Annotated in this window: 23 protein-coding genes and 1 pseudogene; 11 read left to right on the forward strand and 13 right to left on the reverse strand. The window is 74.5% G+C overall.

Annotated elements, in window-relative coordinates; genetic code table 11:
* Positions 1 to 103: 103 nt before the first annotated feature.
* From AB0K17_RS25920 to AB0K17_RS25930, 3 genes are read right to left on the reverse strand one after another with little or no spacing between them, the layout of a single operon-like run.
* A complete protein-coding gene (locus AB0K17_RS25920; protein WP_365984407.1) occupies positions 104 to 922 on the reverse strand; it encodes an ABC transporter ATP-binding protein in 819 nt (272 codons plus the stop codon).
* The gene (locus tag AB0K17_RS25925) at positions 919 to 1,995 is read right to left on the reverse strand and encodes an iron ABC transporter permease (protein ID WP_365984408.1); all 1,077 of its coding nucleotides are present in this window, start codon (positions 1,993 to 1,995) and stop codon (positions 919 to 921) included. Before AB0K17_RS25925 ends, AB0K17_RS25920 begins: the two co-directional genes overlap by 4 nt.
* Positions 1,996 to 3,057, reverse strand: a complete 1,062-nt coding sequence (locus AB0K17_RS25930) for an ABC transporter substrate-binding protein (protein ID WP_365984409.1) — start codon at positions 3,055 to 3,057, stop codon at positions 1,996 to 1,998.
* Positions 3,058 to 3,220: 163 nt separating this feature from the next.
* On the opposite strand from AB0K17_RS25930, the gene AB0K17_RS25935 reads away from it, so the two are divergent.
* Positions 3,221 to 3,952 (forward strand): PIG-L deacetylase family protein, encoded by a 732-nt coding sequence (locus tag AB0K17_RS25935; RefSeq protein WP_365984410.1) that lies wholly within the window; start codon positions 3,221 to 3,223, stop codon positions 3,950 to 3,952.
* Here AB0K17_RS25935 and AB0K17_RS25940 read toward each other — a convergent pair.
* From AB0K17_RS25940 to AB0K17_RS25955, 4 genes and pseudogenes are all read right to left on the reverse strand, one after another.
* Entirely contained in the window at positions 3,942 to 5,069 is a 1,128-nt protein-coding gene (locus AB0K17_RS25940; protein WP_365968738.1) for a PP2C family protein-serine/threonine phosphatase, read from the reverse strand. The two genes, AB0K17_RS25935 and AB0K17_RS25940, sit on opposite strands and share 11 nt — an antisense overlap.
* Positions 5,070 to 5,195: 126 nt before the next feature.
* On the reverse strand, positions 5,196 to 5,684 hold the full coding sequence (gene dhaM / locus AB0K17_RS25945) for a dihydroxyacetone kinase phosphoryl donor subunit DhaM (RefSeq protein ID WP_365984430.1): 489 nt from the start codon (positions 5,682 to 5,684) through the stop codon (positions 5,196 to 5,198).
* Positions 5,667 to 6,287: pseudogene (gene dhaL / locus AB0K17_RS25950) on the reverse strand (dihydroxyacetone kinase subunit DhaL); the annotation flags it as partial. The pseudogene dhaL and the gene dhaM, both read right to left, overlap by 18 nt.
* Before the next feature lie 59 nt (positions 6,288 to 6,346).
* Positions 6,347 to 7,966, reverse strand: coding sequence for a PucR family transcriptional regulator (locus AB0K17_RS25955; RefSeq protein ID WP_365984411.1), 1,620 nt, complete (start codon positions 7,964 to 7,966; stop codon positions 6,347 to 6,349).
* Positions 7,967 to 8,146: 180 nt separating this feature from the next.
* Here AB0K17_RS25955 and AB0K17_RS25960 point away from each other — a divergent pair, with 180 nt between their 5' ends.
* Both AB0K17_RS25960 and AB0K17_RS25965 read left to right on the forward strand, forming a co-directional pair.
* A complete protein-coding gene (locus AB0K17_RS25960; protein WP_365984412.1) occupies positions 8,147 to 9,361 on the forward strand; it encodes an MFS transporter in 1,215 nt (404 codons plus the stop codon).
* 671 nt (positions 9,362 to 10,032) lie between these two features.
* On the forward strand, positions 10,033 to 10,905 hold the full coding sequence (locus tag AB0K17_RS25965; RefSeq protein WP_365968735.1) for a polysaccharide deacetylase: 873 nt from the start codon (positions 10,033 to 10,035) through the stop codon (positions 10,903 to 10,905).
* Between the two features lie 89 nt (positions 10,906 to 10,994).
* On the opposite strand, the gene AB0K17_RS25970 is transcribed toward AB0K17_RS25965, so the two are convergent.
* The gene (locus AB0K17_RS25970; RefSeq protein WP_365984413.1) at positions 10,995 to 12,281 is read right to left on the reverse strand and encodes a glycoside hydrolase family 18 protein; all 1,287 of its coding nucleotides are present in this window, start codon (positions 12,279 to 12,281) and stop codon (positions 10,995 to 10,997) included.
* 316 nt (positions 12,282 to 12,597) lie between these two features.
* On the opposite strand from AB0K17_RS25970, the gene AB0K17_RS25975 reads away from it, so the two are divergent.
* Positions 12,598 to 13,770: an acyl-CoA dehydrogenase family protein gene (locus AB0K17_RS25975; protein ID WP_365984414.1), complete on the forward strand. Its 1,173-nt coding sequence runs from the start codon at positions 12,598 to 12,600 to the stop codon at positions 13,768 to 13,770.
* Positions 13,771 to 13,893: 123 nt separating this feature from the next.
* Here the strand turns inward: AB0K17_RS25975 and AB0K17_RS25980 are convergent, their stop codons facing one another.
* Positions 13,894 to 14,271, reverse strand: a complete 378-nt coding sequence (locus AB0K17_RS25980) for a hypothetical protein (RefSeq protein WP_365968732.1) — start codon at positions 14,269 to 14,271, stop codon at positions 13,894 to 13,896.
* A gap of 195 nt (positions 14,272 to 14,466) precedes the next feature.
* Between AB0K17_RS25980 and AB0K17_RS25985 the strand changes: the two genes are divergently transcribed.
* From AB0K17_RS25985 to fxsA, 5 genes are all read left to right on the forward strand, one after another.
* Entirely contained in the window at positions 14,467 to 14,910 is a 444-nt protein-coding gene (locus AB0K17_RS25985; RefSeq protein WP_344433990.1) for an Lrp/AsnC family transcriptional regulator, read from the forward strand.
* A 53-nt stretch (positions 14,911 to 14,963) separates the two neighbouring features.
* On the forward strand, positions 14,964 to 16,592 hold the full coding sequence (locus AB0K17_RS25990; RefSeq protein WP_365984415.1) for an amidohydrolase: 1,629 nt from the start codon (positions 14,964 to 14,966) through the stop codon (positions 16,590 to 16,592).
* Between the two features lie 574 nt (positions 16,593 to 17,166).
* Positions 17,167 to 18,750, forward strand: a complete 1,584-nt coding sequence (lnt, locus tag AB0K17_RS25995) for an apolipoprotein N-acyltransferase (protein ID WP_365984431.1) — start codon at positions 17,167 to 17,169, stop codon at positions 18,748 to 18,750.
* Positions 18,747 to 19,553, forward strand: coding sequence for a polyprenol monophosphomannose synthase (locus AB0K17_RS26000; RefSeq protein ID WP_365968730.1), 807 nt, complete (start codon positions 18,747 to 18,749; stop codon positions 19,551 to 19,553). Before lnt ends, AB0K17_RS26000 begins: the two co-directional genes overlap by 4 nt.
* A 43-nt stretch (positions 19,554 to 19,596) precedes the next feature.
* Positions 19,597 to 20,160: an FxsA family membrane protein gene (gene fxsA / locus AB0K17_RS26005; RefSeq protein ID WP_365968729.1), complete on the forward strand. Its 564-nt coding sequence runs from the start codon at positions 19,597 to 19,599 to the stop codon at positions 20,158 to 20,160.
* A gap of 150 nt (positions 20,161 to 20,310) precedes the next feature.
* Here the strand turns inward: fxsA and AB0K17_RS26010 are convergent, their stop codons facing one another.
* Both AB0K17_RS26010 and AB0K17_RS26015 read right to left on the reverse strand, forming a co-directional pair.
* Positions 20,311 to 20,685 (reverse strand): RNA polymerase-binding protein RbpA, encoded by a 375-nt coding sequence (locus AB0K17_RS26010; RefSeq protein WP_004948858.1) that lies wholly within the window; start codon positions 20,683 to 20,685, stop codon positions 20,311 to 20,313.
* Positions 20,686 to 20,942: 257 nt separating this feature from the next.
* A complete protein-coding gene (locus AB0K17_RS26015) occupies positions 20,943 to 21,578 on the reverse strand; it encodes a hypothetical protein (RefSeq protein WP_365984432.1) in 636 nt (211 codons plus the stop codon).
* 203 nt (positions 21,579 to 21,781) lie between these two features.
* Here AB0K17_RS26015 and AB0K17_RS26020 point away from each other — a divergent pair, with 203 nt between their 5' ends.
* Positions 21,782 to 23,287, forward strand: a complete 1,506-nt coding sequence (locus AB0K17_RS26020) for a PLP-dependent aminotransferase family protein (RefSeq protein ID WP_365984416.1) — start codon at positions 21,782 to 21,784, stop codon at positions 23,285 to 23,287.
* Positions 23,288 to 23,325: 38 nt separating this feature from the next.
* On the opposite strand, the gene AB0K17_RS26025 is transcribed toward AB0K17_RS26020, so the two are convergent.
* Both AB0K17_RS26025 and AB0K17_RS26030 read right to left on the reverse strand, forming a co-directional pair.
* A complete protein-coding gene (locus tag AB0K17_RS26025) occupies positions 23,326 to 24,870 on the reverse strand; it encodes a hypothetical protein (protein ID WP_365984417.1) in 1,545 nt (514 codons plus the stop codon).
* Between the two features lie 22 nt (positions 24,871 to 24,892).
* Positions 24,893 to 25,087: a hypothetical protein gene (locus tag AB0K17_RS26030; RefSeq protein ID WP_344440042.1), complete on the reverse strand. Its 195-nt coding sequence runs from the start codon at positions 25,085 to 25,087 to the stop codon at positions 24,893 to 24,895.
* A 105-nt stretch (positions 25,088 to 25,192) separates the two neighbouring features.
* Between AB0K17_RS26030 and AB0K17_RS26035 the strand changes: the two genes are divergently transcribed.
* Positions 25,193 to 25,609 (forward strand): ankyrin repeat domain-containing protein, encoded by a 417-nt coding sequence (locus AB0K17_RS26035; RefSeq protein WP_365968726.1) that lies wholly within the window; start codon positions 25,193 to 25,195, stop codon positions 25,607 to 25,609.
* Positions 25,610 to 25,650: the final 41 nt, after the last annotated feature.

Genomic DNA, 25,650 nt, shown 5'->3' on the forward strand with positions numbered 1-25,650 from the left:
CAGTCGGCCCCTCGGGGTGGTGTGTCAGCTGCGGGCCGTCGCTGGCCGATCGCGCAGTTCCCCGCGCCCCTTACGGGGCACTGCATGATCCGCCGCACACGCCCTAGGAGACTCCTGAAGGAGCGGCGGTCGCCGCGCCCGGCAGGGCGTCCGCGGGCGAGCGGTGGTCGAAGGCGATCAGCGGATCGCCCGTCAGCGGGTGCTCCATCACGGCCACCCGTACCCCGAACACCTCGGCCAGCAGGTCGGGCGTGAGCACCTCGCGCGGGGCGCCGGAGGCCACCAGTGCCCCGTCGTGCAGGACGTGCAGCCGGTCGCACACCGACGCGGCCGCGTTCAGGTCGTGCAGGGCGATCAGCGTGGTGCGGCGCTGCTCGCGCAGCAGCGCCAGCAGCTCCACCTGATGGCGTACGTCGAGGTGGTTGGTGGGCTCGTCGAGCACCAGCACCCGCGGGTCCTGGGCCAGGGCGCGGGCCAGCAGGACGCGCTGGCGCTCGCCGCCGGAGAGCGCCGAGAAGCGCCGCCGCCCGGCGCCGGCCATGCCCACCCGCTCCAGCGCGGCCGCGACCAGCTGCGCGTCCGTGCCGTCCTCGCCGGCGAAGGCCCGCTTGTAGGGGGTGCGGCCCATGGCGACGACCTCCCGCACGGACAGCTCGAAGTCGCTGCCGCGCTCCTGCGGCAGCGCCGCGACCCGCTGCGCCGACTGTGCCGGCGTCAGCGTACGGATGTCCGTACCGCCGATCAGGACGCGCCCGGCGTCGGGCGCGAGGTGGCGGTAGACGGTGCGCAGCACGGTGGACTTGCCGCTGCCGTTGGGGCCCACCAGGCCCACGATCTCGCCGTCCTCGGCGATGACGTCGATGCCGTGGACCACGGTCCGCCCCGACAGGGACACCGCGAGGTCCTCGATGGCGATCCTCATGCGCGCTCCAGTCGCCGGTCCAGCAGGTACAGCAGTGCGGGCGCGCCCACCAGCGACGTCACGACGCCCACCGGAAGTTCCTGGTCGGGCAGCGCGGTGCGGGCCACCAGGTCGACGACCGTCAGCAGGACGGCGCCGAACAGGGCGGAGACCGGCAGCAGCCGGCGGTGGTCGCCGCCGACGACCATGCGGCAGGCGTGCGGCACCATCAGCCCCACGAAGCCGATGGCCCCGGAGACCGCCACCAGCACGCCCGTCAGCATGCTGGTGACGACGAACAGCTCGCGCCGCAGCCGGGCGACGTCGACGCCCAGGCCGGCGGCGGTCTCGTCGCCCATCAGCACGGCGTTCAGCGCCCGGCCGCGCGCGAGCAGCACGGCCAGGCCCAGCAGCACGGCGGCCGCGGGCAGGGCCAGGGTGGACCACTGGGCGCCGCCCAGGGACCCCATCAGCCAGAACAGCGCCCCGTGGGTGCGCTGTTCGTCGCCGGCCTGCAGCACCAGGTAGTGGGTGAAGCCCGAGAGGAACTGCCCGATGCCCACGCCCGCCAGCACCAGCCGCAGCGGCCGGAAGCCGCCGCCGCGCCGGGCGAAGGCCCACACCAGCGCGAAGGAGGCGAGCGCCCCGGCGAACGCCGCCGAGGCCAGGCCGAGCCCCAGGGCCCCGCCCGCCCCGGCGCCCAGCACCAGGGCGGCGACGGCGCCGAGAGAGGCGCCGCTGGAGATGCCCAGCAGGTAGGGATCGGCCAGCGGGTTGCGGACCAGGGCCTGCACGGCCGTGCCGACCAGGCCCAGGCCCGCGCCGACGACCGCCGCCAGCAGGGCGCGCGGCACCCGCAGGCGCCACACGATCAAATCCTGGGTGCCCGGCGCCGGGGCCTGGCCGGTGATGCCGCGCACCACGGCCGACCACACGTCCGCCAGCGGCACGTTCGTCGAGCCCAGGCACACCGACGCGGTCAGGGCGAGGACGAGGGCGCAGCCGAGCACGGCACAGACCAGGCCGGCGCGCACCGTGCGCGCCTCGGCGTCCCCGCCTGCCCGCCGCGCCGCCGCCCGGGCGAGTACCGCCATCTACTTGACCCGGTCCGGGTGCAGGGTGTGGGCGATCTCGCGCACGGTGTCCGCGCTGCGCACGCCGCCGATCGTGGTGCGCTCGGAGCCGATGCGCAGGAAGTGGCCCTCCTTGACGGCCTTCAGGCCCGCGGTCGCCGGGAAGGTGCGCAGGAACTCGGCGGCCTCGTCGAACGCCTTGGCGTTCGCCTCCTCGCTGCCGCGGTTGCGCACGGCCAGCTGGATCCAGTCCGGGTCCTTGGCGACGACGTCCTCCCAGCCGACGGGCTTGAAGTCGCCCTCGCAGTCGGCGAAGACGTTGCGGGCGCCCGCCAGAGTGATCACCGCGTTGGCGACCTGCCGGTTGCACACCGCCATCGGCTGCTTGGTGCCGGCGTCGTAGTCGAAGAGGAAGTAGGTGGGCCGCTTGTCGGCCGGCAGGTCCGCCAGCGCGCCCCGGACCTCGTCGGTCTTCCTGCGCATGCCGGCCACCAGCTCCCCGGCGCGCGCCGAGGTGCCGGTCACCCTGCCCAGCTCCTGGACGTCGGCCTCGACACCGGACAGGTCGGTGCGGGCGGCCTTGTTCATCGCGGCGCAGGCCGTGGACTTCAGGAAGACGTGCTTGATGCCGGCGGCCTTGAACTCCTCCGCCGTCGGGGCGTCGCCCATCTTGCCCATGTTCTTCATGGAGGAGAAGGAATCGAGGTACAGGTCGGCGCCGGAGCCGAGGAGCTTCTCCTTCGGGATCACCGTCCTGCCCAGCACCGGCACCTTCGCGGCCTGTGCCGCGTACTGCTGCGGCAGCGTGCCGGCCCCGGGCGGGAAGCCGGTACCGACGACCTTGTCACCGGCGCCCAGCCACATCAGCAGCTCCAGGCCGGCCGCGTTGCTGGTGACGATCCTGCGCGGCGCCGCATCGAACGTCGTTCTGGTCCCCATGCAGTCGGTCACGCCCACCGGGAAGCCGGACCGGGCGGCTGCAGCGGCACCGGCGTCGTCCGCCTTCTTCCCGCCGCCACCGCCGCACGCCGTCGCCGACAGGGCCACAGCGGCCAGCACACCGCACCACGCACGAGGACGCATCAGTAACTCTCCAGACAATCGCATCCGCACGGGCCGCCGACCGGGCGACCCGGATCAGGTAGTCGGACCGCGCCCCGGCCCGGTTCCCGGCCGGGCCGGAGAAACTGCACGACCATGCGTGCAGAAGATCCGCAGCAAGGGAGAAGCAAGGGAGAAGGCAGCCATGGCCGAGCAGCTCGCGCCGATGCCCACCGACTGGCGGCGCGCCCTGGCCGTCGCCGCCCACCCCGACGACCTGGAGTACGGCGCCGCCGCGGCCGTCGCCGTCTGGAGCGACGAGGGACGCGAGTGCACCTACCTGCTGGCCACCTTCGGCGAGGCCGGCATCGACACCCTTGCGCCGCAGGAGGCGGCCGAGCTGCGCGAGGCGGAGCAGCGGGCGAGCGCCGTGGTCGTCGGGGCCACGGCGGTGGAGTTCCTCGGGCACACCGACGGCGTGCTCGAGTACGGCATGGCGCTGCGCCGCGAGATCGCCGCCGCCGTCCGCCGGCACCGCCCGGAGCTGGTCCTCACCCTCAACCACCACGACACCTGGCCCGGCGGCTCCTGGAACACCCCCGACCACCGGGCCGTCGGCCGGGCCGTGCTCGACGCCGTCGGCGACGCCGGCAACCGCTGGATCTTCCCCGACCTCGCCGAGGACGGCCTCGCGCCCTGGAACGGCGTGCGCTACGTGGCCGTCGCCGGCTCCCCGACGCCCACGCACGCCATGGACGCGGGCGCCGGCCTGGAGCGGGCCGTGCAGTCGCTGCTGTGTCATCGCACATACATCGAGGCGCTCACCGACGAGCCCCCCGAGCAGTACTGCCGCAGGTTCCTCGAAGGTGGCATGGCCGCCGTCGCCGAGCGGTTCGGCGGGTGCCCCGGGGTCGCCTTCGAGCTGTTCACCCGCTAGCGGCCACGGGCGCGCGCTCCAGGACCAGGACCGCCACGTCGTCCTGCAGCCGGCCGCCGGTGTGCCGGGCCAGGTCCGCGCGCAGGTGGGCCAGCAGCTCGGCGGTGGGCAGCGCCGCCCAGCCGGCCAGCCGCTCGGCGAGCGGGTACAGCTCCCGCCCCCCGCCGGGCGCCCGGGCCTCGGTCACCCCGTCGGTGCAGGCCAGCACCCGGCCGCCGGGCGGCAGCGGGATCCGTCGCCCGGGCCGGCGGCCCGGCAGCAGCTCGCCCAGGCCCAACGGCAGGCCCTGCTCGGCCGGTTCCAGCTCGCGCACCGTGCCGTCCGCGCGGATCAGGTACGGCGGCGGGTGCCCGCAGTCGACGAAGACCAGCGCCACCGCGCCCGCCTCCTCCTCGGTGCCCAGCACCAGCGCCGTGACGAACTCCTCGGCGGCGTGCGCATCGTGCGCACGGGCCTGGTACTCGGCCGAGCGGTGGTAGCGGTACAGGCCCTCCTCCGTCGCCACCACCCCGCCGGCCAGGTCCGGCCGGTGGTAGGCGGCCTCCCGGAAGGCCGAGAGCACCGCGGCCCCCGCCCCCAGCGTGCCCAGGCCCTTGCCACGGACGTCCCCGAGGAGCACCCGCGCGCCGTAGGGGGTGTCGACGACCTCGTAGATGTCGCCGCCCACCAGCGCCTCGTGCTGCGAGGAGACGTAGAAGCCGTCGACGACGACGCCGCTGGTGCGCAGCGGCAGCGGGCGCAGCAGTGCGCGCTGCGCGGCCTCGCCGGTGGCCCGCACCCGTTGCAGCAGCGCCTCGCCGTCGCGGCGCAGCCGCGCGACGACGACGGCCGCGCCGACGATGAGCAGGTTGCCCAGCACCGCGCCCACCCGGTTGACGGCCGAGGAGTCGTCGCCGAGCACGCCGTGGTGGGCCGCCATCAGCAGGAAGTCGGCGATTCCGACGAAGACCGTCTGCCGGTAGGTGCACACCGCGGCGGCGGTCACCGGCGCGAGCGCGGCGTAGACGTCCAGGCGCAGGTACGACGGTGTCACCAGGTCGGTGACCACGATGCCGGTGAGGTAGGCGAGGACCGCGGCGAAGGGCACGGCGGACGACAGCGTGGCGGTGCGCGACACCGGGGCGGGACCTTTCGCGGACGGACGAACGGGGGGCGAACGCGTAGACAATTCCAGACTTTCGTCCCGAATGCCCGGTGCCAAGCCTCGTGTCGGCGCTTTCCGGCCGCCCCGCCGCCCGTCCCCTCAGAGCTTGCGGTACGCCCGGGCGTCGTCCGCCGCGGCCAGCACCGCGTCGAGGTCGCCGCCGGCGGAGGCGGTCACCACCGCCGCCACCGCCCCCTCCACGAAGGGGGCGTCGGCGATGTGCACGCCCTGCAGCTCCTTGTTCTCCAGCAGCGACTTCACCGTCAGCACCGCGCTGCCCATGTCGCACAGCACCACCACTCCGACGCCCTCGTCCGCGTCGGCCGTCGCCCGGCGCACCAGCTCGGCGCTGGTGCCCACCGTGCCGTCCGGCAGCCCGCCGGCCGGGGCGACGCGCGCCGGCACGCCACCGCCCGCCAGCGCCCGCGCCAGCGCCGCGGTGGACTCGGCGACCGCCCGGCTGTGCGAGACCAGCACCACGCCCACCCGGCCCGCCCGCTGCTGTGCGGGCTCGGCCGCGTCCTGGGCCCGCGGCTGCGGCGCGGTGGCGCACAGCTCGGGGTCCGTCGCCTCGTACAGCGCGGTCATCAGCAGCGCCGAGGACGCCGCGCCCGGGTCGAGGTGGCCCACACTGCGCTCGCCCAGGTAGCTGGCGCGGCCGCGCCGCGCCCGCAGCGGGACCGTCGCCTCCGCGCCCTCCCGGGCCGCCCGCGCGGCGGCTTCCAGCGCCCCGGCCGTACCACCCTCGGGCAGGGCCGCGGCGTAGGCGTCGGCCGCCGGCTGCAGCGCGTCGACCATGGTCTTGTCGCCGGGCGCCGAGTCGCCGAGCCGGCGCACGCTCGCCACGGCCGCGGTCAGCGCCCGGCCCAGCGTCTCGGGCCGGACGACCGCGTCCTCGCCGAGCACCTTGCCCATGCGCCGCAGCACCGTGCCGTACAGCGGGCCCGAGGCGCCGCCGACGGTGTTGGTCAGGTGGGCGCCCGCGGCCGTGAGCAGCTCGCCGGGCAGGGATGCGCCGGCGTCGGCCAGCGCGCCGGCCATCGAGGTGAAGCCCCGCTTGAGGTTGGCGCCGTGGTCGGCGTCGCCGATGGCGGCGTCCAGCTCGGTCAGGCGGTCGGCCTCGGCGGTGACGACCTGTGCGGTGCGGTCGAGGAAGCGGCGGAAGAAGGAGGCATCGAGCGTGACGGTCATCGGCGGCGGCTCCTTGGACGGGCTCGGGCGGCCCAGCGTAGTGCGGGCCGGGACACGCCCTAGCCTTCCTCGTCGCGCACCCGCAGGGCCAGGAAGACGTCCGCCAGGTCCTCCGCGCAGCCCAGGTCGCGGCCGGTGAGGGTCTCCAGCTTCGCCAGGCGGTTGCGCAGGGTGTTGACGTGGATGTGCAGGGAGTCCGCGGCCTGACCCCACTTCATGCCCGAGGCCAGGAACGCGTCCAGGCTGTGCAGCAGTTCGCTGTTGTGCGTCCGGTCGTACTCCACGGCCGGGCCCAGCACCGCGTCGGCGAAGTCCCGGCGGGTCCGGCGGTCCACCAGGGCCAGCAGCAGGCGGTAGGAGCCCACGTCCGCGAACGACACCACCCGCGGGCCGCGCCGCCGGGAGCGGGCCACCCGGGCGGCCTCCCGCGCTTGCAGCAGGGCGCGCCGCAGCTCCTGGTGGCCGGCGGCGACCCGGCCCACGCCGACGCGCGGCCCGGGCGCCGGGGGCGTCGGGCCCAGGGCCGCCGCCAGGTCCTCGGCGAGGGCGGACGGGTCGGCGTCCGCGCCGGGCAGGCCGACGACGGCCACCACGTCCTGGCCGCTGCCGGTGGCCACCGAGGCCAGGCCCCGGGCGAGGAAGTGGTCGGTGACCGCGGCCGTGTCGGGCAGCGGCCACGTGCCGCGGCCGGGGGAGTCGGGGACGGTGACGCACAGGACGGCGAGCGCGCTGTCGGGGTTGAGGCCGAAGGAGCGCAGGCGGGCGGCGAGTTCGCCGGCGCGGTGCGGGCCGCTCTGGACCATGTCGAGGATCTCCCCGGCGAAGCGCATCTCGATGGCGCGCAGCGCCTGCCGGTGCGCCAGTTCCACGGTCAGGAAGCGCACGCCCTGCTCCAGCACCAGGCGTTCGGCCGTGCCCAGTTCGGAGACGGGGCGGCCGTAGAGGACGGCGAGGTCGAAGCCGGCGACGCCGCGCACGGGGATCACCGTGGCCTCGGCGCCGGAGGCCAGCCGCAGCGGGTGCTCCGCCTGCGCGCCCTCGCCGGCGGCGATGCCCTCGGCGACGGCGCGGACGTCGGGCTCGGCCGGGGGCGGGCCGACGTGGTCCAGGACGGTGCCGAGCCCGTCGACCAGGGCCACCTGCGTACGGGCGGGGCCGGCCAGCACCGCCAGGACGCCGCGCAGGCCGTCGCCGGCGGAGACGGCACGGGTCAGCGCGCTGCTGTGCCGCAGCGCGTCCAGCAGCTGCCGCTGGCGCTGCTCGGCCTGGGCGCCGGCCAGGGCCCGGGTCACGGCGGTGAACGGCACCTCCACCGGCAGCTGCAGCAGGGGCAGCCCGGCGGCCCGGCAGGCCGCGACGAGCCCGGGCGGTACGGCGGGCACCGTCTCGCGCAGGCCGAGGACCAGGCCGGCGGCGCCCGCGTCGACCAGGCGGGCCACGTAGGCGGCGTCCTCCTGCTGCTCCCGCCACAGCCCGTTGGTCAGCACCAGTTCGCCGGGCCCCGCGTAGGTGCCGGGGTCGGGCAGCTCGGTGACGTGGGCCCAGCGGACCGGGCGGTCCAGGTCCCCGGTGCCGGGCAGGGCCTGCAGGCCGAGCCCCGGCAGGGCGAGCAGGTCGCACAGCCGCACCGGGGTGCCGTCGGCCTGCCCCGCCGCGGACGGTTGGTCGTAGAAGATCACCCGCGGGACACAACACCGCGGGCGGGCCGGTGTCCACCGACAGCCGCGCAGGCCACCGGAATCAGGACACCCGCTCCCCCCGGCCCCCGGGCCCATGGTGGACGATCGCACAGTCAACAGCCGTAGTAATGGAGATCTGTCCACTGGTCCGGCGCGGCCGGAACGGCTGAGATCTTTGACGTGAAACCTCCCCCCGCACAGCCGTCCGCCACCCTCACCCCTGACGCCTCGTCATCCCTGCTCACCCGCTCCATGACGGCGGTGCTGCTGTGCACCTTCAGCGGTTTCACGGGCTTCTACCTCCTGCTGGCCACCGTGCCCGAGTTCGCCGCGGACGCCGGCGGCCGGGCCGCCGGCGGCGCCGTCACCGGCCTGCTGATGGGCGCCACCGTGGTGGTGCAGCCCGCCATGCCCCGCCTCATCGCCGCCGCCGGCCACCGGGCGGCCCTGCTGGCCGCCATGCTCCTGCTCGGCGCCCCGGCCGTCGTACCGCTGGCCACCGACGACCTCGCCGTGACGCTGGGATGCGCCGTGCTGCGCGGCACCGGATTCGGGATCTTCGTGGTGGTCGGCAGCGCGGCCGCGGCCGAGCTGGCACCGCCCGCCCGCCGCGGGGCGGCGACCGGCTGGTACGGGCTGGCCGCCGGGCTCGGCGGAGCCGTGGGCACCCCCCTCGGGGTGCTGCTGGCCCACGAGTTCGGCTACGGGCCGCTGTTCGCCGCCGGCGCCCTGGCCCCGGCGTGCGGCCTGGTGGCCGCGCTGTTCGTCGGTGCACCCCGGCCCCGGCCCCGGCCCGCCGGACGGACCCGGGTCGTCGCGGGCATCGCCCGGCCGGCGATCCTGCGCCCGCTCGCCCTGCTGACCGCCGGCACCATGGCCTCCGGCACCGTCGTGACCTTCCTGCCGCCGGCCGCGCCCCGCGACCCGGTGTGGCTGACACCGCTGGCCCTTCTGTGCCTGCAGCTGTCCGCCGCGGGCAGCCGCTGGGCGGCCGGCCGCCTGGGCGACCGCCACGGCCACCGCGTCCTGCTGCTGCCGGCGACCGTACTGACGGCCGTCGGCGTCCTCGGCGGCACCGCGACCGCGCACACCGGCGTCCTGCTCGCGCTCATGGTGGTCTTCGGCGCCGGCTTCGGCACCCTGCAGAACGCCACCCTCGTCCTGGTCCTGCAACGCGCCGGTGACGCCGGCGTCGGCAGCGCCCAGTGGAACCTCGCCTTCGACGCGGGCCTGGGACTCGGCGGCTTCTGCGTCGGTCTCGTCGCCCAGTACACGGGCTACGCCACCGGATTCGTCCTGGTCGCCGCCGTACTTGCGGCACTGGCCGCCGTCGCCCTCGCCGACGCCCGCGCGCACGACGCCGATACGGCTGTGCAGCCGCAAAACACGCCGTAAGCAAACGGCCGGAACCCGAACCGGACCCGGTCTCCGGCGCCGGCAGCAGGACGGGCCGGCCCTCGCGCAGTGCGGCGATCAACAGGGCGAGGGTGCGCGGCGACTTGCGGGCGGGTACGCACACCGGCGCCCCGCGCTCGCCGCCCAGCCGGTCCAGATAGGCGCGGAAGTCCTGTGCCAACGCGTCCAGTTCGCCGTACGTGAGGCCCTCACCGTGCCAGACGAGCGCGCAGGCGCCGGGATCGCGTGGTCACCGCCGCCCACCACGCTCTCCAGGCGGCAGTCGAAGTAGCTGAGGCAGCCGCTGACGCCGGAGGCGAATTTTCCGGCAGCCGCGCGGAATTCCCGCTCCGGGCACGGTGGAGGTTCCGTCCGGACCGGGGACGTCGGGGGTAATGCCCTCACTGTCGCTGCCATTTCCGCGAGGGCTTTTCTCGGGGACGGTCCCGACTCCACGAGGTGCCGGCGGAGCACCTCCACTACCTCTTCGGGCAGTGGAGCGCGGCTACCCGCACGAGTGGTGAGACGTCCTCAAGTGACCGTAACCGTGCAGGTCATGGCTGCCTTCAGAGGGGTGGGGCGGGGGCGTTGTGTACTTCTCCACGCAACCGGCAGTGATCATGTGCGAATCTCCATTGTGAAGGGTTGCGCCCCTGTTTAGAGTCCCTTTCATGACTACATCCTGGCTGGGCCCCGGAAAGGCCGCAGCGGTGGCGCTCACTTTCGACGTGGACGCGGAGACCGGTGTTCTTTCCATGGGCGAGAAGTACGCACGGCACGCCATGACCATGACTCACCAGGCTTTCGGCCCCGACGTCGGCGTGCCGCGCATCCTGGGAATTCTGCGGGATCTCGGCGTGCCGGCCACCTTTTTCTTCCCCGGCTGGGTCGCCGAACGCCGTCCGAATCTGGTGGCGCAGGTGGTGGAGGCGGGCCACGAGGTGGCGCACCATTCCTACAGCCATGTGCCGGCCACCTCGATGACGGCGGCCGAGGAGCGGCGCGACTTCGAACGGGCCCTGGAGGTCTTCCAGAAGCAGGACGTGCCGGTGTACGGCCACCGGGCGGGCCTGTGGGAGGCGAGCTGGCAGACGGCGTCGCTGGTGGCGGAGTACGGCCTGACCTACGACTCGTCGATGATGAACGACGACCGCCCCTACCACGTGCCCACCGACCAGGGCAGTGTGGTGGAGCTGCCCCCGCACTGGTCGCTGGACGACTGGGAACAGTACGCGTTCCTGCCGGCGCCGCAGATCGGGTCCGTCATGGAGGACCCGCAGAAGGTGCTGTCGATGTGGAAGTACGAGCTGGACGCGATGCGCCGCTACCACTCGCTGTTCATGCTCACCAACCATCCCTTCCTCAGCGGCCGTCCGGGCCGCGCCGAGGCGCTGCGCTCCCTGATCGCGTACGGCCTCTCGCACGGGGACGTGGAGTTCCTGACCTGCCGGGAGATCGCCGAGCGGGCCAGGGCCGACACCTCGCTGGCCACCCGGCCGCTCGAGCAGCCGGAGATCGAGCCCGGCCTGTTCCCGGCCGGGTAGGGCGCAGGAGGCATGACGCAGGGCGCCTCCCGTCCGCGCGGCCCCTGGCGGGGCCGGCGGGCGGGAGGCGCCTTCGTGGTGCGGGTGGGTCAGCCGATGGCCCTGATCAGCTCGCCGTCGGGGGTGTCGCCCCCCAGCTCCCAGAAGAACGTGCCGCCCAGGCCCTGGCGGTTCTTGTAGGCGACCTTCCCGGCGATCGTCGCGGGGGTGTCGTAGCTCCACCACTCGTCGCCGCACTTGGCGTACGCCGTGCCGCCGACCGTACCGGTGGCCGGACAGCGGGTCCTGAGGATGCGGTAGTCCTCGAAGCCGGCCTCGGAGGTGCCCTTGGCCGGTCCGGTGGCGGTGCCGCCCGGCGCCGACTGCGTCACGCCGCTCCACCCGCGGCCGTAGAAGCCGATGCCCAGCAGCAGCTTGCCCGCGGGTATGCCGAGCGACTTCAGTTTGCCGATGGTGGATTCGGTGTCGAAGCCGGCCTTGGGGATGCCGGGGTAGGACGTCAGCGGTGAGTGCGGGGCCGTGGGGCCCTTGGCGTCCCAGGCGCCGAAGTAGTCGTACGTCATGGGGTTGTACCAGTCGACGTACCGGGCGGCGCCCGCGTAGTCCACCGCGTCGATCTTTCCGCCGGCCGAGGCGTCGGCGGTGATGGCCGCGGTGACCAGGTTGCTCCTGCCGAACTTCGCGCGCAGCGCCGCCAGCACCTCGCGGAAGGCGTCACGGCCGCTGGTGTCGCAGGTCAGGCCGCAGGCGTTGGGGTACTCCCAGTCGATGTCGATGCCGTCGAAGACATCGGCCCAGCGCGGGTCCTTCACCAGCCCGTAGCACGACTCGGCGAAGGCGGCGGGATTCTTCGCGGCCTCGCCGAAGCCGCCGGACCAGGTCCAGCCGCCGAAGGACCAGACCACCTTCAGGCCCGGGTGCAGCTTCTTGAGCTTGCGCAGCTGGTTGAAGTTGCCGCGCAGGGCGCCGTCGTCCCAGGTGTCGGCCTTGCCGTCGACGCTGCCGGCGGCGTCGTAGAACTTGTCGTAGTCGGCGTAGGAGTCGCCGATCGTGCACCTGCCGCCGTTGACGTTGCCGAAGGCGTAGTTGATGTGGGTGAGCCGGGCGGCGGCGCCGGAGGTCTCGATGTTCTTGACGTGGTAACCGCGCTGGTAGACACCCCAGTTGGTGAAGTAGCCGACGACGCGCCGGCCGGCGCTGGTGTCGGTGGTGTCCGGGGTGTCGTCGGCGGTGGAGGCGGTGGAGGCAGTGGAGGCAGTGGGGGCGGCGGTGGCGGCGGTGGCCGGACCTGCGGCGAGGCCGCCCGTCAGCAGGGTGGCGCCGGCGGCCAGCGCCGCGAGCCAGGCGCGGGCGCGTTGTCCGTACGGTCTGGGCATGAGGTCTCCTCGGTGGGGGAGAAACGTGCTCTTGACATGGACGCGTTGAACGGTGGGGAAACCGTAGGAGGACTAGACCAATACGGTCAATGGTTCGTACCAAATCCGCCGGGGCCCGCCCCCGGCGGAACGGTTTTTCATGATCGGTCAACCCGTGACGCCAGGCCCGCGATCGGGCATACTCCAACCCGCCACAGCCGCAGGTCACGCCCCTCCGAGACCCGGAGCGCGACCATGGACTGGGCATCAACGGCGACGGCGCCGACACCCCGGCGCGCCGGCCGCCGCCGCGCCCGACAGGGAGGAGAGCCGCCTCATGACCGATCACGGCCCACAGCCGGTGGAGCGTCAGTTGCCCACCGAGGAGGCACGCGACCTGATCTCACTCGTCCGCGAGCTGGTGCAGCGGGAGATCAGGCCCGGTGCGGCCGAGGAGGAGGAAGCCGGCCGCTTCCCGCGCGAGATCTTCGGGCTGCTGTCCGCCTCGGGCCTGCTCGCGCTGCCCTACGCCGAGGAGTTCGGCGGCGGCGACCAGCCGTACGAGGTCTACCTGCAGGTCCTGGAGGAGCTGGCGGCCGCCCGGCTCACCGTCGGCCTCGGGGTGAGCGTCCACACCCTCGCCTGCCACGCCCTCGCCGGCTACGGCACCGAGGAACAGCGCCAGGAACACCTGCCCGCCATGCTCGGCGGCGGGCTGCTGGGCGCCTACTGCCTGTCCGAACCGGCCGCCGGCTCCGACGCCGCCTCCCTGCGCACGCGCGCCACCCGCAACGGCGACACCTGGACCCTCGAGGGCACCAAGGCCTGGATCACCCACGGCGGCGTCGCCGACTTCTACACCGTCCTCGCCCGCACCGGCGGCCCCGGCTCCCACGGCATCACCGCCTTCCTCGTGCCCGGCGACGCACCCGGCCTGAGCGCCGCCGCACCCGAGCGGAAGATGGGCATGAAGGGCTCGCCCACCGCCCAACTGCACTTCGACGGCGTCGAGGTCCCCGACGCCCGGCGCATCGGCGAGGAGGGGCAGGGCTTCGCCATCGCGCTGTCCGCCCTGGACTCCGGCCGCCTCGGGATCGCCGCCTGCGCCGTCGGCGTCGCCCAGGCCGCCCTCGACGAAGCACTCGCCTTCACCGCCGAGCGCCGGCAGTTCGGCCGGCCCGTCGCCGACTTCCAGGGCCTGCGCTTCATGCTCGCCGACATGGCCACCCAGATCGAGGCCGGCCGTTCCCTGTACCTCGCGGCGGCCCGGCTGCGGGACGCGGGCCTGCCCTTCGCCAAGCAGGCCGCCATGGCCAAGCTCTTCTGCACCGACGCCGCGATGCGGGTGACCACCGACGCCGTCCAGCTCATGGGCGGCTACGGCTACACCGCCGACTTCCCCGCCGAGCGCTACATGCGCGAGGCGAAGGTCCTGCAGATCGTCGAGGGCACCAACCAGATCCAGCGGATGGTCGTCGCCCGCCACCTGGTCGGCCCCGAGACCCGCTGACCGAACGGCACGGGCCGGCCGCCGTGCCGATCTCGCGCTCCCGAACCTGTCCGGCGGCTCTTCGTGGAAGGCCCGTCGGACAGGCACCGGCATGCGGGATCCCCGTCAGTGGTGGGCGTGCCGTCAGTGGTGGGCGTGCGGCTCGGGCACGCGCAGGGGGCGCGAGCCCGGACCGCCGATGTGCGAGAAGGGCTGCGTCCGCCAGTCCAGCCCCTCCGGCAGCGTCAGCAGCATCGCCGCGTCCAGCTCCTGCGAGTCCAGCGACTCGTCGGCCGGCGCGGCCTCCTCCACCGAGCGCCCCGAGCCGGCACACACGGTCAGGCCGAACGGGTTCCACGGGGAGGGGCAGCGGGCGTGCTCCGGCAGCACCTCCTCGTCCGCGAGGAGCGCAATGGGCCGGGCGCAGTCCGGGCAGACGACCCGGAACATCTCGTAGGTCTCGTCGTACGAGCCGAAGTCGCCTTCGCCGTCGTGACCGGCGTGGTCCAGGCTGCTGGGCATAGTGGTCTTCCCCCTCGGATGAACCGGCGGGGCACCCCGGCCCCGGCCACACGAAGCACTTCCCGCCGGGCGAGTGGCGTAATCGCCGCCTCCGGGAGGACACGGGTGCATACCTGTGGCGTTGGTCACATACCTTGTGCGCCTGCGGCGCCGCCGACTGTGCCGCGCGCGCCACGACACAGTAGGTTGATCCGCGTGGAGGAGCTGGACAAAGAGATCGTGGAACTGCTCGTCAAGGACGGGCGGATGAGCTACACCGACCTGGGCAAGGCCACCGGCCTGTCCACCTCGGCGGTGCACCAGCGGGTGCGCCGGCTCGAACAGCGGGGCGTCATCCGCGGCTACGCGGCCGTCGTCGACCCCGAGGCCGTCGGCCTGCCGCTGACCGCCTTCATCTCGGTGAAGCCCTTCGACCCCAGCGCCCCCGACGACATCGCGGACCGGCTCGCGGAAGTGCCCGAGATCGAGGCCTGCCACAGCGTCGCCGGCGACGAGAACTACATACTCAAGGTCCGCGTCGCCACCCCGCTGGAGCTCGAACACCTGCTGGCGCGCATCCGCTCCCTGGCGGGCGTCTCCACACGGACGACGATCGTGCTGTCCACCCCCTACGAGGCGCGCCCCCCGCGCGTGGGGTGACCTGCGCGGGGGCGGGTGGGGAAGCGGGTCACCGCCACGTCACACTAGGTGCCATGACCTCGCGCTCCGAAAAGACCGTGCTCCTGCGCGGCGGTGACGTCCACAGCCCCGCCGACCCGTTCGCCACCGCGATGGTGGTCCAGGGCGACTCCATCGCCTGGGTCGGCTCCGAGGGCGCCGCGGACTCCTTCGCCGACGGCGTCGACGAGGTCGTCCACCTCGAAGGCGCCCTCGTCACCCCCGCCTTCACCGACGCCCATGTGCACACCACCGCCACCGGGCTGGCCCTGACCGGCCTGGACCTGACCGGCGTGGCGGGGCTGGCCCCCGCCCTGGAGCGCATCCGCGCCCACGCCGCCGCCCGGCCCGCGGACCGGGTGCTGCTCGGCCACGGCTGGGACGCCAGCGCCTGGCCCGAGCAGCGGCCCCCGTCCCGCCGGGAGCTGGACGAGGCCACCGGCGGCCGGCCGCTGTACCTCACCCGCACCGACGTGCACTCCGCCGTCGCCACCACCGCCCTGCTCGACCTGGTCCCCGGCGTGCGCGAGCTGCCCGGGTACGCCCCCGACGCGCCGCTGACCGGCGCCGCCCACCACGCCGTGCGCGCCGCGGCGTACGGCGCCCTGACCCCCGCCCAGCGCACCGAGGCACAGCGCGCCGCGCGCGCCCGCGCCGCCGCCCTGGGCATCGGCTCGCTGCACGAGTGCGCCGGTCCGGAGATCTCCGGCGAGGACGACCTGACCGGGCTGCTGCGCCTGGCCGCCGAGGAGCCCGGCCCGCGCGTGACCGGCTACTGGGCCGAGGCCGTCACCTCCGCCGCGGACGCGGAGCGCATCCGGGCCCTCGGCGCGGTCGGCGCCGCCGGCGACCTGTTCGCCGACGGCTCCCTCGGTTCGCACACCGCCTGCCTGCACGAGCCCTACGCCGACCGGCCCGGCCACACCGGCACCGCCCAGCTGGACGCCGCCGCCGTCGCCGCCCACGTGACCGCCTGCACCGAGGCCGGCCTGCAGGCCGGCTTCCACGCCATCGGCGACGCCGCCCTGACCGCCGTCGTCGACGGCGTGCGCGCCGCCGCCGACAACCTCGGCCTCGCCCGCATCCGCGCGGCCCGGCACCGCGTCGAACACGCCGAGATGATGACCCCCGAGCACATCGCGGCCTTCGCCGAACTGGCCCTGACCGCCTCCGTGCAGCCTGCCTTCGACGCCGCCTGGGGCGGCGAGGACGCGCTGTACGCCCGGCGCCTGGGCACCGAGCGCGCCCGCACCCTCAACCCGTACGCGGCCCTGCTGCGCGCCGGCGTGCCGCTCGCGCTCGGCTCCGACAGCCCCGTCACCCCGCTCGACCCCTGGGGCACCGTCCGCGCCGCGGCCTTCCACCGCACGCCCGAGCACCGCATCTCGGTGCGCGCCGCCTTCACCGCGCACACCCGCGGCGGCTGGCGGGCCACCGGCCGGGACGACGCCGGCGTGCTGGTGCCCGGCGCCCCCGCCGACTACGCGATCTGGCGCACCGGCGACCTCGTGGTGCAGGTCCCCGACGACCGCGTCGCCAACTGGTCCACCGACCCCCGCTCCGGCACGCCGGGCCTGCCGGACCTCACCCCCGGCACCGCGCTGCCGGTCTGCCTGCGCACCGTGGTGGCCGGGCACACCGTGTACGCGGGGCCTAACGAGTGACGCCCCCCGATCCGCGTACCGCCGAACGATGATGCCGCACCCCGTGGTGCGGCGGCCCACCCCCGCGCACTGACCTGCTGATTTGGCCAAGGCGCGCTGGTGGTGAGGGTGTTGACACGATGCGGGCGGCGGCCGGTAGGTTCTCGCTGTCCACCACAGGACGTCCGGTCGGGGTGCCTTCGCACAGTCGTCGAACGCCGCTGGGCCACGGGGCGGTGCGCCGGGACGCGCGCCGCCGCTGGGAGCCAGGTCCAGGGCACGGGGGCGGGGGAGGTTCCGCCGGACCGGCAGGTGCGACCCGGGTGGGGCCCGGATGTTCAGTAGACAACGGCTCCCGGCAACCGCAGCCGGCGGTTCCGGGGCCGGCCCGAAGGACGCCGGGTCCCCATTCCGCCCTCCCTCTCCCCGGCGGTCCACCGCCTGCGCCGTTCGAGGTACGGTCAGCTGATACCCCTGACACGCTCCAGGAAGAAGCACCGTGCCCCCCGGTCCCGAAACCACTGAGGAACCCGCCGCGAGCGCCCGGCCGGCCACCGGCGCGCCCGCGGCCGCCGGCGCGCGCCCGCGCCGGGCCGTGCGCCTGGCGCGGCTCGCCCGCCGCGAGGCCGCGCGCACGGCGCTGGCGGCCCTCGCCGGCGGCTGCCTCGCCGCGGCCTTCCCGCCGTACGACCTGTGGCCGCTCTCGCTCGTGGCCGTGGCCGCCCTGGCCCTGCTCACCCGCGGCCGCACCGCCCGGCAGGGCGCCTGGACGGGCTTCGCCCTCGGGCTGCCGTTCTTCTTCTTCCTGCTGCGCTGGCTGCACGTGGTGGGCTACGACGCGGTCGTGGGCCTGTCGATCGTGGAGGCGGCGTTCCTGGCCGTCCTGGGCGCCGGCCTCGCGCGCGCCTCCCGGCTGCCGGCCTGGCCGCTGTGGGGCGCCTGCCTGTGGGTGGCCCAGGAGTGGGCGCGCGACCGGCTGCCCTTCGGCGGCTTCCCCTGGGGGCGGCTCGCCTTCGCCAACACCGGCTCCGCCTTCACCCCGCTCGCCGCGCTCGGCGGCGCGCCACTGGTGACCTTCGCCGTGGCCCTGGCGGGTGGCACGCTGGCGTACGCGGCGCTCGCCGCGCGCCGCGCGCTGGGCGCCGGCGGCGGACGGCTGCGGGCCGCGCTGCCGGGCGCCGGGGCGCTGGTGCTCACCGGCGCCCTGATCGGCGCCGGGTACGCCGTGCCCGTGCCCACCCGGGCCGACGACACCGTGGACGTGGCGATCGTCCAGGGCAACGTCGAAAAGCCCGGCATGGACTTCCTCGGCCGCCCGCTGATGGTGCTCGACAACCACGTGGAGGCCACGCTGCAGCTGGCCCGGGACGTGCAGGCGGGCAAGGTCCGCCGGCCCGACCTGGTCATCTGGCCGGAGAACTCCTCCGACCTCGACCCCTTCCAGTACTCCCAGGCCTACGACCGCATCCAGCGGGCCGTGCAGGCCGTGGGCGTGCCGGTGCTGGTCGGCGCGCTGGTCGACCACCCCGGCAAGCCGGGCTTCATCGACAACAAGGGCATCGTCTGGGACCCGGTGACCGGGCCGGGTGCCTGGTACGCCAAGCAGCACCCCGTGCCGTTCGGCGAGTACGTGCCCTTCCGCGAGCAGCTGAGCCAGGTGATCTCCCGGCTCCAGCGCGTCCCCCGCGACTTCTACCCCGGCGACCGCACCGGCGTGCTGCAGGTGGGCCCGGCGCGGCTGGGCGACGTCATCTGCTTCGAGGTCGCCTACGACGGGATCGTCCACGACACCGTCCGCGCCGGCGCCCGTGCCCTGGTCGTGCAGACCAACAACGCCACCTACGGCCGCACCGGGCAGCCCGAGCAGCAGCTGGCGATGTCCAGGCTGCGGGCGATCGAGCACGGCCGGGCCGTGGTCACGGCGGCCACCAGCGGCATCAGCGCGGTCGTCGCGCCCGACGGGAGGGTGCTGCAGCGCAGCGAGGAGTTCACGCGTGATGTGATCAGTGCGCGCATCCCCCTGCGGGACGGCACGACGGTCGCCGACCGCGTCGGTGCGGCGCCCGAATGGGCGCTCGCTATCGTGGGACTTCTGTCCTGGGCGGCCGCTCTCCTGATGGGCCGTCGGACCCGGCCGGCGGGACCCGTAGAGAACATGGACAAGAAGGGCCAGCAGTGAACGACGGCGGTCAGCGGAGATTCGGTCCGCTCGGCACGACCTTGGTGATCATCCCGACCTACAACGAGGCGGAGAACATCAAGCCCATCGTCGCCCGGGTGCGCGAGGCCGTACCGGAGGCGCACGTCCTCGTCGCCGACGACAACAGCCCCGACGGCACCGGCAAGCTCGCCGACGAGATGGCGGCCGAGGACGACCACGTCAAGGTGCTGCACCGGCAGGGCAAGGAGGGCCTCGGCGCCGCCTACCTCGCAGGTTTCCGCTGGGGCCTGGACAACGGTTACGGCGTCCTCGTGGAGATGGACGCCGACGGCTCCCACCAGCCCGAGGAGCTGCCCCGGCTGCTGACCGCGCTCAAGGGTGCGGACCTGGTGCTCGGCTCGCGCTGGGTGCCCGGCGGCCGGGTGGTGAACTGGCCGAAGTCGCGCGAGTTCCTCTCCCGCGGCGGCTCCACCTACTCCCGCCTGATGCTGGACGTGCCCATCCGGGACGTCACCGGCGGCTACCGCGCCTTCCGCAGGGAGACGCTGGAGGGGCTGGGCATGGAGGAGGTCGCCTCGCAGGGCTACTGCTTCCAGGTCGACCTCGCCTGGCGCGCCGTCAAGGCCGGCTTCCACGTCGTGGAGGTGCCCATCACCTTCGTCGAGCGCGAGCTGGGCGACAGCAAGATGAGCCGGGACATCGTCGCCGAGGCGCTGTGGCGCGTCACCTCCTGGGGCATCGGCTCCCGCGTGGCGAAGGTGGGCAAGGCGCTCACCCAGCCGCCGGCGAAGGAGCGCGGACGGTCCGTCAAGGATGGATAAGGACGCCCCGGCCGTATCCGCGCACTGCGGGCACACTTGAGGCATGACGTTCGGAGCACAGCAGGAGACGTTGCACAGCCGGCCGCCGCGCCGCAGCCGGGCCCGCAGGCTGGTCCCGCTCGGCGTGGCCGCCTGGGTGGTCCTGGAGGTGTGGCTGCTGACCCTCGTGGCCGACCTGGCCGGCGGCCTTGCGGTGCTCGCGCTGCTGGTGGCCGGCGTGGTCGCCGGCTCGTACGTGATCAAGCGCGCGGGCCGGCGGGCCTGGCAGCGCCTGACGGGCTCCCTGCAGGCGCCCGGCGCCGGCGGGGCCGCACCGGCTCCCGGCGAGAGCGGCGGCAACGCCCTGACGATGCTGGGCGGCCTGCTGCTGATCGTGCCGGGCCTGGTCTCGGACGTGGCGGGCCTGCTGTGCCTCTTCCCCCCGACGCGGGCGCTGCTGCGGCGGGCGGGGGAGCGGTGGCTGAGCCGTCCGGGCACCCTCGGCGGGGCGTTCCAGCAGGTGCGCATGCACCAGCCGGACGGCAAGGTCGTCCAGGGCGAGGTGATCCGTGAGGACGAGCGCCCCGGCCCGGGGCAGGGCCCCGCGGGCCCGCAGCTGCCGCGGTAGCGCCCTGTAAGGGGCGCGGGGAACGGCGCGATCAGCCACGACAGCCCGCACTGCAGTAACCCCGCACTGCAGTAACAAAGGGCCCGGGCCACTGCGTGAAGCAGTGGCCCGGGCCCTTTGTCGTACGCTGCGCTGCGCGCCGCCCGCGCTTTACGCGGACTTGCGCGTGTCCCGCGGATGCACCGCGATGTTCATGGCGCCGGAGCGCAGGACGGCCAGCCGCTCGGCCAGCACCTCCTCCAGCTCCTCGCGGGTGCGTCGCTCCATGAGCATGTCCCAGTGCGTACGCGCGGGCTTGCCCTTCTTCTCCTCAGGACCGTCGCCGTCCACCAGGAGTGCCACGGCGCCGCACGCCTTGCACTCCCACTCCGGCGGAATTTCCGCCTCCACCGAAAACGGCATCTCAAATCGATGGCCGTTCGGGCATGCGTACTCCACCGCCTGGCGCGGGGCCAGATCGATGCCGCGGTCGGTCTCGTAGCTGGTAACCACAAGTCGCGTGCCGCGGAGAGCTCGCTCACTCATGAATCGTGCCTCCCGGGCTTGTCGCCCACAGGACAGGTGTCGCTGTCGTCGTCATCCGGTCAACGTCCGGTCGGCGGTGAAGATTCCCCGTTGAGGGACATGCGTCGCCCGTCGTGCCGCCCCTTGTTGTACCCATCGGCGCCCGTTTTGTCACATCTGGCAATGGTTGTCACCCTGTGCTGCGACGCTGTGAACGCGCAGTAACGATCCGCCTGGTGGGTCGAAGGCGTACACTACCGGCCTTGCCCGGTCACCACCTAAACCGGGTCCGGAACCGACCGGTCCGACATGACCGGATTCGCCGCGTCCGCCGCCTGGCCGGTCCCGGGCGCCCCCGCCGGAGCTGGTGCGAACAGGCGTAGGAAGAACTGGGCCAGCGGCCCGATCCCCAGGGCGAAGACCACCGTGCCCACGCCGATCGAACCACCCAGCGCGAAGCCGGTCACCAGCACCGACAGCTCGATCGTCGTGCGCACCAGCCGTACCGAGCGCCCGGTGCGCCGGTGCAGCCCGGTCATCAGCCCGTCCCGCGGGCCCGGGCCGAAGCGCGGCGAAATGTACAACCCCGTCGCCGCCGCGCACAGCACCACGGCCAGGACCAGCAGCGGTACGCGCACCCACAGCGAACCCGGCGCCGGCAGCAGGGCCAAAGTGGCATCGATCACCAGACCGATCACCAGCACGTTGGACACCGTCCCCAGCCCCGGGCGCTGCCGCAGCGGGATCCACAGCAGCAGCACCGTCGCACCCACGACGATGCCCGCCTCGCCGATCGTCAGACCCGTGTGCCGCGCGACACCCTGGTTGAGCACGCTCCACGGCCCCAGGCCGAGCCCGGCCCGCAGCTGGAGCGCCTCGCTCACCCCGTACAGCACCAGTCCGGCGTACAGCATGACCAGCCGGCGCAGCAGCCCCGGCCCGGCCGGTGGCGGCACGGGAACGGATGCGGGCGACGGCTCGGCACCGGACGGCTCGGCATCGGGCGCGGACATGAGAATTCCCCCCTGCGGTGGTATCAGTGGCCTGAGACATGACAGTCTGTGGACCGGGTCGAGCACAGATCCATGGCCAATCCCCGAAAGGTGGACCGGAAACAATGAGCCCGTGGACCTCTTCGGTGGGGGCGCCCCAGCTGGCGCGCCTCCTCGGCTCCCAGAACGGACGCGGCTCCGTCACCTCCCTCGCCGGCCGCCGCACCCCCGCCTACCGCTCCCTGGCCGACGGGGTACGCACCCTCGTGCTCGAAGGCCGGGTCCCCGTCGCCGCCCGCCTCCCCGCCGAACGCGAGCTCGCCGCCGCCCTCGCCGTCAGCCGCACCACCGTGGCCGCCGCCTACGAGGCCCTGCGCGGCGAGGGCTTCCTCGAATCGCGCCGCGGCGCCGGCAGCTGGACCGCCGTACCCGCCGGCAGCCCCCTGCCCACCCGGGCCCTGGACCCGCTGCCCCCCGAGGCCGCCGGCTCCGTCATCGACCTCGGCTGCGCCGCCCTGACCGCCCCCGAGCCCTGGCTCACCCGCGCCGTCCAGGGCGCCCTGGAGGAGCTGCCGCCCTACGCCCACACCCACGGCGACTACCCCGCCGGCCTGCCCGCCCTGCGCAGCGCCATCGCCGACCGCTACACCGCCCGCGGCATACCGACCATGCCCGAACAGATCATGGTCACCACCGGCGCCATGGGCGCCGTCGCCGCCATCTGCCGCCTGATGGCCGGACGCGGCGAGCGCGTCGCCGTCGAATCCCCCTCCTACGCCAACGTCCTGCAGCTCATGCGCGAGGCCGGCGCCCGCCTGGTGCCCGTCGCCATGGCCGACGGGCTCGCCGGCTGGGACCTCGCCGCCTGGCGCCAGGTGCTGCGCGACGCAGCCCCCCGCATGGCCTACGTCATCGCCGACTTCCACAACCCCACCGGCGCCCTCGCCCCCGAGGAACAGCGCCGCGAGCTCGTCGAGGCCGCCCGGGCCGCCGGCACGCTCCTGGTCGCCGACGAGACCATGTCCGAGCTCGTGCTCGACCCCGACCTGCGGCTCCCGCGACCCGTGTGCGCCTTCGACCCCGCCGGCAGCGCCGTCATCACCGTCGGCTCCGCCAGCAAGTCCTTCTGGGCCGGCCTGCGCATCGGCTGGGTACGGGCCGCCCCCGACGTCATCCGCGGCCTCGTCGCCGCCCGCGCCTACGCCGACCTCGGCACGCCCGTCCTGGACCAGCTCGCCGTCACCTGGCTGCTGAGCTCCGGCGGCTGGGAGCAGGCCATCGCACAGCGGCGCGAACAAACACGCGAGAACCGTGACGCGCTCGTGGCCGCCGTGCGCCGCCACCTCCCCGAGTGGGAGTTCGCCGTCCCCCAGGGCGGCCTGACCCTGTGGGCCCGCACCGGCGGACTGTCCGGCTCGCGCATCGCCGAGGCGGCCGAGCGCCTGGGCGTCCGCGTCCCCTCGGGCCCCCGCTTCGGCGTCGACGGCGCGTTCGAGGGCTACGTACGCCTGCCCTTCACGGTCGCCGGCGCGGTGGCCGACCAGGCGGCCACGCGCCTGGCGGAAGCCACCCGCCTGGTCGCGAGCGGCGCGGTGGCGGCGGCGGAGATGCCGCGCACGTACGTGGCGTGACGCCTGCGGCGGGCTGCTCCCCCTGGCGCCCCCGGGGCTCAGCCCGCCGCAGGCGCTTCGGTCGGCTCCGGGACCAGGGCCGTCACCGCACAGCGCAAGCGCTCCGGCGCCTCCTCGTCGTAGGGATCCGGCGTCGCCGGCACCTGCAGCCGGTGCACCGGCCCCGCCCCCACCCGCGCGTACCCCCGCCCCGGCGGCACGCACTCCGGCGGCGTCGTGTGCGGCGCCGTCCCCAGGACCGCCGCGATCTGCTCGGGCGTGAGCGGGCCGAGCACGACCCGGGCGCGGGTGTGGGTGAACAGCGCCTCGCCGAGGAGGCCGGCGGCCTCGTACTGCTCGCCCACGGCGACGGTGACGTTCGCGGTGCGCCCGTGCCGCAGCGGCACGGTCAGCAGGCCCTGCGGGTCGGCGCGGCCCTCGCCGGCGGCCAGGTGGCCGAGGGCGGCGGGCCGGTCGACGACGATCCACAGGGGCCGGCGGACGTCGTCGGGCGCCGGATGGCCCTGGCGGCGGGCGAAGTTCGCGGCCAGCAGCCGCCGCTCGGTCTCGCGGCAGGCCCATTCGAGGACGGACAGGGCGCCGGCGACGGACGACTCGACGGCGAGGACGCCTTCGCGGCCGGTGAGGAAGGCGTACTCGCCGGTGGCGCCGCCGTCCACGACGACGACGTCGCCGTGCTGCAGGGCCTGCAGTGTCACCGACCGCAGCAGGGTGGTGGTGCCGCTGCCGGCCTGGCCGAGGGCGAGCAGGTGGGGTTCGGTCGAGCGGGGTCCGGTGCGCCAGACGACGGGCGGGGCGTCGCGCAGTTCCTCGCCGTCGGTGACGGGCAGGGTGCGCTGGACGGCACTGTCGTCGGTGAAGCCCAGCACGGTCTCGCCGGGCGCGGTCACGAAGCGCTGGGCGTGGATGCCGGTGGACAGCGGTGGCAGTGCGGTGAGGGTGAGGCGGTTGTCGGCCTCGTCCCAGTCGAAGCGGTACTCGGGGCCGCGCCCGGCCTTGAGCTGCAGCAGTTGTTCGATCCGGGAGCGGGCCCCGTCCTCGCCGTCGGTGAAGTAGCCGGGGTAGCGCAGCCGCAGCCCGGTGAGCCGGCCGTGCTCGTCGAAGGCGTGTTCGTCGAAGGCGGTCCGCCAGTCGCCGCCGTGCTCGTACAGCGGCCGGGGGTCCTGGGGCGCGGAGAAGTAGGGCACGAGCGCCTCGTACAGGGCCTGCAGCCGGGTGCTCTCGGGTGTGTCCGGCTGCGCGGCGGCGGTGCGGGGCCCCTGCCCGGCGGCCCGGGCCTGCCCGCGCCCGGCCCAGGCGCCGGCTGCGAGCAGGGCCGCGGTGCCCAGGGTGGGGCCGTAGGGCACGAGGGCGACGATGACCAGGCAGGAGACGGCGAGCAGCAGGGCCGGGCCACGCCGGTCCCGGGGGGTCCGCTCCCATGTGCGGCGCCCGCGCCCGGCCAGGGCGCGCAGTCCGCGCAGGACGACGAGCAGGGGGTGCAGGACGTCCCTGGCGCTGTCGGCGGCGGTGCGCGCGAGGTCGCGGCCCCGGGGGGACGCGGGGGCGGGCGTCAGTGTGCGGGGCAGTGCTCGCCGGCCCACGTCGGCCTCCTCTTCAGGCTCGTCAGAACTTGATCCCGCCGAGCAGGTCGGCCAGGCTCGCCCCGCCGGCCCGGATGCTGGGGGCGATCCCGGTCCCGGAGAGGTAGAAGCCGAACAGGGCGCAGATGATGCCGTGCGATGCCTTGAGGTTGTCCTTGCGGAAGAACAGGAACACGACGACACCGAGCAGTACGACGCCCGAGATGGAGAGGATCATGGGAATCTCCTGGGAACTGGGGGGCGGTCACCTCAAGTCCCTCCAGCTTCACAGAAAGTATTAATACGGCAACCGGTGATACACCCGTACGGAGGATGACAGACCATGCCCGAGCAGATGCCCGCGTCCGAAGAGCCCGCACACGACCCGGAGGTGCTCCAGCTCGCGGCCAAGGTCTTCGACCTGGCGCGGCACGGGGACACCGACACCCTCGCCGCCTACGTGGACGCCGGTGTTCCGGTGAATCTCACCAATGACAAGGGCGATTCCCTCGTCATGCTCGCCGCCTACCACGGTCATCCGGCGACCGTCACCGCCCTGCTGGAGCGCGGCGCCGACCCCGACCGGCCCAACGACCGCGGCCAGACCCCCTTGGCCGGAGCCGTCTTCAAGGGCGAGCAGGAGGTCGTGCGCCTCCTCGTCGCCCACGGCGCCGACCCGGCGGCCGGAGTGCCCTCCGCCCTGGACACCGCCGCCATGTTCGCCCGCCAGGACCTCCTGGAGCTCCTGCAGGGCAAGTAAGGGTCCCGCAAGACCCCGGACGGCTCCCGCCCCACCACCGG

Origin of the sequence: Streptomyces sp. NPDC049585, from assembly GCF_040675615.1 — a bacterium.
GTDB classification, from domain to species: Bacteria; Actinomycetota; Actinomycetes; order Streptomycetales; family Streptomycetaceae; genus Streptomyces; species Streptomyces luteosporeus.

Coding starts and splice junctions, on each gene's coding strand:
- AB0K17_RS25935 (WP_365984410.1), top strand. CDS start 3,221: ATGGCCGAGCAGCTCGCGCCGATGCCCACCGACTGGCGGCGCGCCCTG.
- AB0K17_RS25965 (WP_365968735.1), top strand. CDS start 10,033: ATGACTACATCCTGGCTGGGCCCCGGAAAGGCCGCAGCGGTGGCGCTC.
- AB0K17_RS26010 (WP_004948858.1), bottom strand. CDS start 20,685: ATGAGTGAGCGAGCTCTCCGCGGCACGCGACTTGTGGTTACCAGCTAC.
- fxsA (WP_365968729.1), top strand. CDS start 19,597: ATGACGTTCGGAGCACAGCAGGAGACGTTGCACAGCCGGCCGCCGCGC.
- AB0K17_RS25920 (WP_365984407.1), bottom strand. CDS start 922: ATGAGGATCGCCATCGAGGACCTCGCGGTGTCCCTGTCGGGGCGGACC.
- dhaM (WP_365984430.1), bottom strand. CDS start 5,684: ATGACCGCGCTGTACGAGGCGACGGACCCCGAGCTGTGCGCCACCGCG.
- AB0K17_RS25980 (WP_365968732.1), bottom strand. CDS start 14,271: ATGCCCAGCAGCCTGGACCACGCCGGTCACGACGGCGAAGGCGACTTC.
- AB0K17_RS25970 (WP_365984413.1), bottom strand. CDS start 12,281: ATGCCCAGACCGTACGGACAACGCGCCCGCGCCTGGCTCGCGGCGCTG.
- AB0K17_RS26035 (WP_365968726.1), top strand. CDS start 25,193: ATGCCCGAGCAGATGCCCGCGTCCGAAGAGCCCGCACACGACCCGGAG.
- AB0K17_RS26030 (WP_344440042.1), bottom strand. CDS start 25,087: ATGATCCTCTCCATCTCGGGCGTCGTACTGCTCGGTGTCGTCGTGTTC.
- AB0K17_RS25930 (WP_365984409.1), bottom strand. CDS start 3,057: ATGCGTCCTCGTGCGTGGTGCGGTGTGCTGGCCGCTGTGGCCCTGTCG.
- AB0K17_RS25925 (WP_365984408.1), bottom strand. CDS start 1,995: ATGGCGGTACTCGCCCGGGCGGCGGCGCGGCGGGCAGGCGGGGACGCC.
- AB0K17_RS26020 (WP_365984416.1), top strand. CDS start 21,782: ATGAGCCCGTGGACCTCTTCGGTGGGGGCGCCCCAGCTGGCGCGCCTC.
- AB0K17_RS26015 (WP_365984432.1), bottom strand. CDS start 21,578: ATGCTGTACGCCGGACTGGTGCTGTACGGGGTGAGCGAGGCGCTCCAG.
- AB0K17_RS25975 (WP_365984414.1), top strand. CDS start 12,598: ATGACCGATCACGGCCCACAGCCGGTGGAGCGTCAGTTGCCCACCGAG.
- AB0K17_RS25990 (WP_365984415.1), top strand. CDS start 14,964: ATGACCTCGCGCTCCGAAAAGACCGTGCTCCTGCGCGGCGGTGACGTC.